At 74.8% G+C, this 1,427-nt stretch carries 1 protein-coding gene; it reads left to right on the forward strand.

Annotated features, from left to right (window positions below; genetic code table 11):
• Positions 1-1,394 (forward strand): prolyl oligopeptidase family serine peptidase (locus AB0G02_RS40175; RefSeq protein ID WP_360805781.1); only part of this gene is annotated, 1,394 nt, incomplete at its 5' end.
• Positions 1,395-1,427 lie beyond the last annotated feature (33 nt).

The raw sequence follows: 1,427 nt of genomic DNA on the forward strand, positions 1-1,427 counted from the left end.
GCCGCCTCTTCGCCTGGATCGGCTGGGACCACCCCCGCATGCCGTGGGACGGCACCGAGCTGTGCGTGGCCGAGGTCGGCTCCTCGGAGCACCGCGTCCTGGCCGGTGGCGAGACCGAGGCCGTGTGCCAGGTCGAGTGGGAGGTGCCGCCCGAGGACGCGCCGGACCGCACGCCCGCCCTGCTCGCGCTGACCGACCCCGACGGCTGGTGGAACCTGTTCCGCATCGGCCTGGGCGGCACGTCGAAGAACCTCGCCCCCTGCGCGCAGGAGCTGGGCGGGCCGATGTGGCGGCTGGGCAACCGCTGGTTCGCCGTCATCGGCCACGGCCGCTACGCCGTGCTGCGCTCCGGCGCCCCGGCCGTGCTCGACGAGCGCAGCGGCACGGTCACCGACATCGAGGTCGACCTGCCCGTGTGGCAGGCCCACCTGGCCGTGCAGGACGGCGTGCTGGTCAGCGGCGCGACCAGCGCCCTCACCGAGTCCGCCGTGGTGTCGCTGGACCTGTCCACCGGCGTGCTCACCGAGCACACCTCCGCCGAGGCCACGCTGCCGGTCGACTACCTGCCGGTGCCGGAGGAACGCGTGTTCAGCGGCCCCGACGGCGACGTCCCCGCCTACGTCTACCCGCCGCGCAACCCCGACTTCGCCGGTCCCGACGACGAGAAACCGCCCTACGTCGTGCACGTCCACGGCGGGCCCACCGGCCGTTCCGCGCCCGTGCTGGACGCCGAGCTGGCCTACCTGACCAGCCGCGGCATCGGCGTCGTCGCGGTCAACTACGGCGGCTCCACCGGCTACGGCCGGGCGTTCCGCGAACGGCTGCGCGAGCAGTGGGGAGTGGTCGACGTCAACGACTGCGCCGCCGTCGCGCAGGCCCTGGCCGACGAGGGCACCGCCGACGGCGACCGGCTGGCCATCCGCGGCGGCAGCGCCGGCGGCTGGACCTCGGCGGCGTCGCTGACCTCGGTCAAGACCTACCGGTGCGGCATGGTCGCCTACCCGATCCTCGACCTGGCCGGGTGGACCGGTGACGGCGGCGAGACCCACGACTTCGAGTCCCGCTACGTCGAAGGCCTGGTCGGGCCCTGGCCCGCCGCCGCCGACCGGTACGCCGAGCGGTCGCCGTCGAACCGGGTCGACCGGCTGGCCGGGCCCGTGCTGCTGCTGCAGGGCCTGGAGGACGAGATCTGCCCGCCCGAGCAGGCCGACCGGTTCGCGAGCGCCCTGGACGGCACCGGCATCGCGCACGCCTACCTCACCTTCGAGGGCGAGCAGCACGGGTTCCGCAAGGCCGAGACCATCGTCGCCGCCCTGGAGGCCGAGCTGTCGTTCTACGGCCAGATCCTCGGCTTCACCCCCGCCGGCGTTCCCGTGCTGGACCTGCGCCGGTGACCTCGGACGCACCCGCCCGGCCGCCGCTGCTGC

This window comes from Actinosynnema sp. NPDC023658, from assembly GCF_040639995.1.
Taxonomy (GTDB): Bacteria; Actinomycetota; Actinomycetes; order Mycobacteriales; family Pseudonocardiaceae; genus Actinosynnema.